Source organism: Sulfurospirillum tamanense, assembly GCF_016937535.1.
Lineage (GTDB): Bacteria > Campylobacterota > Campylobacteria > Campylobacterales > Campylobacteraceae > Sulfurospirillum_B > Sulfurospirillum_B tamanense.
Map to the genome: position 1 here is coordinate 1 of NZ_JAFHKK010000047.1, position 7,259 is coordinate 7,259.

The window sequence follows — 7,259 nt, forward strand, 5'->3', positions numbered from 1 at the left end:
AACAACGTGACGTAATTTTTCGTCAAGCAAATTACGACCAACTCACAGGACTTCCTAATCGCCATCTTTTTCAAGATAGACTCAATCATGCCTTCAAGGAGTCCAAACGCTCTTCAAAGCCTCTTGCGCTTCTTTTTTTAGACCTTGATAATTTCAAACGGATTAATGATGTTTTAGGGCATAGTGTTGGGGATGACGTACTAGTAAAGGCAGCAGGTATTTTAAAAGAGGCAACTAGGGAGTCTGACGCACTGGTGCGTTTTGGCGGAGATGAATTTTTGGTTTTACTTAAAGACTCAGACAAAGACGATGCTTTACATGTAGCCAACAAAATCCTCAAGCTTTTCAAGCCTGTGATGGACTTCAAAAAACACACCCTCTCCCTCTCCCCAAGCATTGGTATCGCCATATTTCCAGATCATGCAAACACTCCTGAAGAGTTGATTCAAAAAGCAGACATCGCTCTTTACGCAGCAAAATCTCGGGGTAAAAATCAAGCCTCACTTTTTAGCGTCTAAACGTATTTTTTGCATGTGCCAGAATATTCAGCCTTCTGGCACATAGATTTGATGCTACTCTTTTGATTCTTCTTTTTTGCGCTCATGTAGTGCTGCTTTTGCCATCAAGTGAGCACTCACTGGTGCTGTAATGAACAAAAAGAGCGTAATAAGCACTTCATGTAGACTAATTTCACCTTTAAAAGTAATGTAATACAAAGTAGAGGCAATCAAAATGGATCCCACGCCCAGCGTTGTTGCCTTGGTTGGCCCATGCAAACGCATAAAAAAATCTGGCAATTTAATAAGTCCAATAGAGCCCACAAGGGTAAAAAAAGCTCCCAGTAATATTAGAAGAGAAATAATAATTTCCATAACGCCCCCTACTCGATAATATCGCCACGTAGCAAATATTTGCTAAGGGCAACAGTACCAACAAAACCCATCAGCGCAATCAAGAGTGCCGCTTCAAAATAGAGGGTGTTTTTGAGGTACAAGCTAAATAAAACCAACAATGCAACCGCATTGATATAGGATGTATCTAGCGCCAAAATACGATCAGGAACACTTGGCCCCCAAATAAGTCGGTACATATTAAAAATCAACGACAATACAATCATAATAAACGCCGCAGGCAAAACAAAACTTAGCATGGCTTAAATACCTCCATTAAAGGTTTTTCATAGCGTTCTTTGATACGCGCTATCTCTTCTTCTTTGTTCTCTACATGTAAAGCATGGACAAGCAGTGTTTTTTTGTCTTGGCTCAAATCACTCGAAACGGTTCCTGGCGTCAAAGAGATAGTGCTTGCCAAAACACTAATTCCTAGCGGATGCTCAATATCTAAAGGGATTTCCATAAAATCAGATTTGAGCAACTCATTAGGACTCAAGATTAACTTTGCCACCGTAATGTTAGCAATAAGAATATCATAGGCCACCACAAGTGCAAAACGCAGAAAAACAGCAGGGTTGCCAAAACAGATTTTCTCTGGCCAAAAACGGGCTGTAAACCAAGGGATAAGGATAGCTACTATGCCACCCAAAACCACATGTCCCATGGCTACCGTATTGTTAAGCAAAAGCCATGCAATAACCAGAAAAACACTCAAAAAAGGATGAGGAAGCCATGTGCTTTGTTTTTTTACTTCTGCCATTATTGTCCCTCCATCATGGGTTGCAATACAAGTTCTATGTAGCCTTTTGTGTCATAAAGCATCGTTGCTGTTTCATTTAAAAATCCAGAGATAGGATTTGCAAAAAGCACCAAGCCCACACTCATGGCCAGCAAAAAAAGTGCGGGTAGAAAATGCGATGTTTTCACTGTTGCTGTGAGTGCACTTTGTTCTTTGTCGGTGTCATAAAAGAGCAAAGAGCCCGTTCTGGTAAGAGAGATGATGACAAACAAGCCCGTTAGCAACACAACAAAATAGACCATTCCTGCATTTGTGCTCTCTAGTGCGCCCTGGAGTATCATCATTTTGCCAAAAAATCCAGACAACGGCGGCATTCCTGCCATACCTACAGCAAAAGCAAAAAAGAGGCTTCCGGCAAAAATCATCTTTTTAAATGGAGGGGTTTGAACTATTGCATCGCTATACTTTTCACGCAAATTGCTGATATTGTCTGCAAGCAAAAAGAACCCGCCCGCAACCAATGTAGAGTGCAACATGTAGTAAAGTGCACCTCCAAGGGAAACGGAAGTATTAATGCCAAGCGCAACTAGTAATGTTGCCACTGAAGCTAGCACCAAATAGGCAACTTGTTCTTTGAGGGCTTTTGCACTCATGACGCCAAAGGTCGCCAACACAAGAGTAATGAGACCAAAAAACAAAACCCAAGGCAAATGGTAAAAGCTTAAACTTCCCGCTTCGCTTCCAAAGAGTGTACCATGAACGCGAATGATGCTATACACTCCCACTTTTGTCATAATGGCGAACAACGCCGCCACAGGCGCACTGGTGTGTGAATAAGCGCCTGGAAGCCAAAAATAGAGCGGAAACATTGCTGCTTTGAGTCCAAATACCAGCAAAAGCAACAACCCAGCCCCGGCTACAACGTTGACATTATCAGGGGAGAGTGTGCTAATTTTTAAGGCCATGTCGGCAATGTTTAACGTCCCCAAAATCCCATATAATGCTCCTACGGCAAAAAGGAAAAGCGTTGAGCCTACAAGGTTGATAATGACATAATGCAAACTGGCTTTAGTGCGTTCTTTGCCATGTCCATGCAATAAGAGAGAGTAGGAAGCGAGTAGTAAAATTTCAAAAAAGACAAAAAGATTAAACACGTCGCCTGTTAAAAAAGCGCCATTGATACCAAAAAGTTGCAAGTGAAATAAAACATGAAAATGAACATTTTTGCCATCTATGTTAGTGATGATTGCGTACCACAAAGCCCCAAAAGCCAATACAGAGGTAAGCAACACCATGGTAGCAGACAAAGAGTCCAGCACTAATGTGATGCCAAAAGGAGCAATCCAATTTCCAAGTTGATAGGCCACATGGCCCGTGTTGGCAAGCGTGGAAATGGTCCATATATTGAGAATTACCAACAGGAACATCAGCATTATTGAAAGCATCTGTTGTGCTTTGTGGCTCAACACCTTGGCAAATAGAATAGCAATAGCCCCAAATAGCGGAAGCAAAATCGGTAAAATTGCGCTATGCATCATTGGACCTCTCCTGTAGTTTGAGGTGATCCTGTGCCATCGACATGGTCATTTCCTAACTCATGTTGTGCGCGAAGTGCCAGCACTATCACAAAGGCTGTCATTCCAAAACTAATAACAATAGCCGTTAACACCAAAGCTTGAGGCAAAGGGTCTGCGTAAGCTTCAATGCCATCGCGCAAGACCGGAGGCATGTTTACATGTAAACGCCCCATCACAAATAAAAACAAATTAACCGCATAGGCTAGCATTGTTAGTCCAAGTACAACGGGGTATGTGCGCGCCTTCAATGCCAAAAAAATCCCCGCTCCAGCGAGGGTGGCGATAATAAGTGCTATGAGAACTTCCATTATTTTTCCTCCTTCGCTCGAATAATTTCATCGGTGAGTTTGTGGGAAGTGAGACTTAATTTTCCCAACTGCACCAAACTCATTACCGTTGCTCCAACTACCACTAAAAAAACACCCAAATCAAAGGCAATAGCACTAGCAATCTCAAATTCGCCCACAATCGGCCAATGCACATGGGTAAAGGCGGAAGTCAAAAATGGATACCCAAGCAGCATAGACACCAAGCCTGTCACTCCTGCAATCAACACTCCATAGCCAATCAAAAAGTGTTTGTCAAAACCTAGGCGTTTGGTTGTCCATTCGATACCATTAGCAAGGTACTGAACAATAAGTGCCACAGCAGCAATAAGCCCAGCAATAAAGCCGCCACCTGGAAGATTATGGCCTCGCAAAAAGATATACACCGCCACTAGCAGCATGAGTGGCATGAGTAAACGCAACAGCGATTGCATAATATGAGGATGAGCATCGCTAGACCAACGCACCCCGTTTTCATTGCGCGAGGGCGCAAAGAGTCTTAGGCCTTGAAGCATTGCAAAAATGCCTAGCCCCGCGATACCAAGCACGGTAATTTCACCCAAGGTATCAAAGCCCCTAAAATCAACCAAGATAACATTGACCACATTGGTTCCGCCTCCGCCGCTTAACGCGTTAGCTAAGAAATAATCTCCAATAGTGGTGTACTCACGGGTTAACACAGAGAGGGTTAAAACAAATACGCCAATGGCTCCTAAAAACGCAATAGCGGTGTCGTATTTAACTTTATGAGAAGAGGATTCCTTGGGTGTTGTAGAGGGCAAATAGTACAAGGCAAGCAAAATAAGCACCACCGTAACCACTTCCACGCTCAATTGCGTCAAAGCCAAATCAGGGGCAGAAAACTTAATAAACACTAACGAAACAATTAAGCCAACCATCCCAATAATAACCAAGGCAAGCAAGCGTCTACGGTGAAATTTCACCGTAGAAAATGCTGCAATCATTAATCCCGCAGTAACAATGATACTAATCCAGTCTACTGGCAAAAAGGCACGCTCTCCAAAAAGTGGCGCATTTCCATATGTAAAGCCGATGGTTCCCATAATAAGGGCAATGGAGACAAAACTGTAAACTGAAAATTGTAATGAACCTGTGTGAAGCAAACCGCTACAGCGTCTGGCAAAAGAAAAACAGGTGTCGAGCACGGCACCATAAGGAATCCTCGCGTCAACATGCGCTAGATTTTTCTCATACCATGCGAATAAGGCTACCCGTTTGCTGTACATGTAAATACCACCGACCAATGCCAGAGCACTCATTAAAAGAGGAACATTAAATCCGTGCCACACAGCCAAAGAGTATTGTGGTAGTTGTCCCTGAAGTGAGCCCTCAACAGCCACAGCAAGCACCGGGGCGGCGGTGTACATGGGCACTATACCCACGACAAAACAAATTACCACCAAAACATTAACGGAAAATTTCATTCCATGCGGAGGCTCGTGTGGGGTTTTTTCTAAACCTGTAGCCTTTGGCCCAAAAAAGACAGCATGAACAAAGCGAATAGAATAAGCAACAGAAAGAGCCCCGCCAAGGGTTGCAAGCAGAGGAAACAACACCCCAAACCCATCCACTATCGTACGTTCAAAAAACATCTCCTTACTCAAGAAGCCGTTAAACAAAGGAATGCCCGCCATAGAAGCGGCACCTACCATTGCCAACGTGGCCGTGTGAGGCATTAAGGAAAGTAGTCCACTTAAGCGACGCATGTCTCTTGTGCCTGTTTCATGGTCCACAATGCCCGCAACCATAAACAAAGAAGCCTTAAACGCTGCGTGGTTCATGATATGAAAAAGTGCAGCAACAACCGCAAGAGGCGTAGAGAGACCAAAGAGCAAAGTAATCAAGCCCAAATGACTCACTGTAGAATAGGCCAGCAAGCCTTTTAAGTCGTGCTTAAAAAATGCTGTAAATGCCCCCAACAAAAGCGTTGCAAGGCCTGCTCCTGTGACAATCACCATCCATTCTGCCGTACCATTAAGGGCAGGGTAAAGACGCGCGAGCAAGAAAATACCTGCTTTTACCATGGTAGCAGAATGCAAGTACGCCGAAACAGGGGTAGGGGCAGCCATGGCATGGGGAAGCCAAAAGTGAAAAGGAAATTGAGCAGATTTGGTTAAAACCCCCAAAAGCACCAAGATGACCATAGGAGTGTACCAAGGACTCGCTACAATTACTTCCTTGCTAGCCAAAATGACCGAAAGCTCGTAACTTCCTGCAATGTGTCCTAAAAGCAATGCCCCTGCAAGGAGCGCCAAGCCACCCGCTCCTGTGACCACAAGAGCCATCATCGCGCCATCGCGACCCTCTTTTTTGTGTTGCCAAAAACTAATGAGCAAAAAAGAGCTCAGTGAGGTTAGCTCCCAAAAAACAACAAGCTGGAGGATATTTTCAGAAAGAGAAATACCAACCATAGAACCCATAAACAAGAGAAGATAAGAGTAAAACCTTCCCATGGAGTCCTTGCTTGAGAGATAATACCGCGCATAAATGACAATCAATAACCCGATGATTAAAATCAAGTAAGCAAAAAACATCCCCAATCCGTCTAGGCGAAAAGAAAAGTTGAGCCCGATACTTTCAATCCATGCCCACGACTGAACAAGTGTATGTCCCTCAAATGGCAAATGCGCCAACTGTGACAAAACAACAAGGCATAAAAGCGTAACAATCCCTGCTCCCCATGCACTTGCAACCCTGTGAACTTTCGCAAGATATGCTACTACCCCTGCCCCAAAAAATGGCAACAATGCCACAATGGGCAGGCCTATTGCATCTAATGTCATATGCACCTACCATTAACTCCACACGGATGTGGAAAAGTGTAAAAAATGGCTTTATTATAGCTATATTTTTTTAAAAACACCCCAAAACTACGGAGTCTGAGGATGGCTTGCTATAAAATAGTGGTGCAACCAAAGAGAGAAAGCAATCACAACGCTACCTATTAAGAGGGAGGATAAATGGGTGGGTTTTTCCCAGAAAAAAAGATTAACAAAAAGGCCTGCAGGAACCAATGCATTATTCATAATAGCCAAAATGCCCGCATCTACTTGACAAGCTCCCTTGTTCCACCAAAAATACCCCAGACCAGAGGCGATCACACCAAGCCATAACAATACGCCCCATTGAAAGAGAGTAGGAGTAGTGTGAGTGGTATCACCTAAAAATACAAAAGCCACGCCAACTACGCTCAATGCACCTAGGTGAAAGTACCAAAATCCATCACGCTGGGTGAAAGTTGTATGGGATTCCATTACTTTTTTGTAAGCGCTTTGCCCCAGGGCAAAACAGATATTAGCCCCCTGAACCAGCAAAAATCCTTTGATAAATGTGCTATCAATCTCATAATAACGGATGATATACGCCCCCAAAACGGCCACACCTGTGCTTAATAAATACAAGGGGCGGAAGGTGCGATGCAATGCGTCGTACATTAAGGTAACGTAAAAAGGGGTAAAAACCGTAAAAAGCACCACCTCAGAAACTTTTAAATAACCAAAAGAGTGGTAAAAAAAGAGGTACATTAACCCCACCTGAACAGCTCCAATTGCCATAATCTTTAGTCCAAGCTTTTTCGGAACAGCGTTAAATTTCACAAAAGGAAAAAAGATAATCGCGGCCAATCCTACTCGCACTAAAACAGCGAAATAAGCATCAATTCCCCCTAAAAATTCCCCAATTAAGCTAAATGAAAATGCCCACT

The 7,259-nt window shown here is 43.4% G+C and carries 8 protein-coding genes; 1 reads left to right on the top strand and 7 read right to left on the bottom strand.

Features of this window, described 5'->3' with window-relative positions; genetic code table 11:
* On the top strand, positions 1–518 hold a 518-nt coding region (locus tag JWV37_RS12290), incomplete at its 5' end, for a GGDEF domain-containing protein (protein ID WP_205460138.1).
* A 54-nt stretch (positions 519–572) separates the two neighbouring features.
* Here the strand turns inward: JWV37_RS12290 and JWV37_RS12295 are convergent.
* The 7 genes from JWV37_RS12295 to JWV37_RS12325 all read right to left on the bottom strand — a co-directional run.
* Positions 573–872, bottom strand: a complete 300-nt coding sequence (locus tag JWV37_RS12295) for a Na+/H+ antiporter subunit G (protein ID WP_205460140.1) — start codon at positions 870–872, stop codon at positions 573–575.
* An 8-nt stretch (positions 873–880) separates the two neighbouring features.
* Positions 881–1,150, bottom strand: a complete 270-nt coding sequence (locus JWV37_RS12300; protein WP_205460142.1) for a K+/H+ antiporter subunit F — start codon at positions 1,148–1,150, stop codon at positions 881–883.
* On the bottom strand, positions 1,144–1,653 hold the full coding sequence (locus JWV37_RS12305) for a Na+/H+ antiporter subunit E (protein WP_205460144.1): 510 nt from the start codon (positions 1,651–1,653) through the stop codon (positions 1,144–1,146). Before JWV37_RS12305 ends, JWV37_RS12300 begins: the two co-directional genes overlap by 7 nt.
* Positions 1,653–3,170 carry a monovalent cation/H+ antiporter subunit D gene (locus tag JWV37_RS12310; RefSeq protein ID WP_205460146.1) on the bottom strand — a complete coding sequence of 506 codons (1,518 nt, stop codon included), beginning with the start codon at positions 3,168–3,170 and terminating at the stop codon, positions 1,653–1,655. The genes JWV37_RS12305 and JWV37_RS12310 overlap by 1 nt, the downstream gene beginning before the upstream one ends.
* A complete protein-coding gene (locus JWV37_RS12315; RefSeq protein WP_205460148.1) occupies positions 3,167–3,517 on the bottom strand; it encodes a Na+/H+ antiporter subunit C in 351 nt (116 codons plus the stop codon). Before JWV37_RS12315 ends, JWV37_RS12310 begins: the two co-directional genes overlap by 4 nt.
* On the bottom strand, positions 3,517–6,339 hold the full coding sequence (locus JWV37_RS12320) for a monovalent cation/H+ antiporter subunit A (protein ID WP_205460150.1): 2,823 nt from the start codon (positions 6,337–6,339) through the stop codon (positions 3,517–3,519). Before JWV37_RS12320 ends, JWV37_RS12315 begins: the two co-directional genes overlap by 1 nt.
* Positions 6,340–6,426: 87 nt before the next feature.
* Positions 6,427–7,259 (bottom strand): EamA family transporter (locus JWV37_RS12325; RefSeq protein WP_205460152.1); only part of this gene is annotated, 833 nt, incomplete at its 5' end.

Coding starts and splice junctions, on each gene's coding strand:
- JWV37_RS12295 (WP_205460140.1), bottom strand. CDS start 872: ATGGAAATTATTATTTCTCTTCTAATATTACTGGGAGCTTTTTTTACC.
- JWV37_RS12300 (WP_205460142.1), bottom strand. CDS start 1,150: ATGCTAAGTTTTGTTTTGCCTGCGGCGTTTATTATGATTGTATTGTCG.
- JWV37_RS12305 (WP_205460144.1), bottom strand. CDS start 1,653: ATGGCAGAAGTAAAAAAACAAAGCACATGGCTTCCTCATCCTTTTTTG.
- JWV37_RS12310 (WP_205460146.1), bottom strand. CDS start 3,170: ATGATGCATAGCGCAATTTTACCGATTTTGCTTCCGCTATTTGGGGCT.
- JWV37_RS12315 (WP_205460148.1), bottom strand. CDS start 3,517: ATGGAAGTTCTCATAGCACTTATTATCGCCACCCTCGCTGGAGCGGGG.
- JWV37_RS12320 (WP_205460150.1), bottom strand. CDS start 6,339: ATGACATTAGATGCAATAGGCCTGCCCATTGTGGCATTGTTGCCATTT.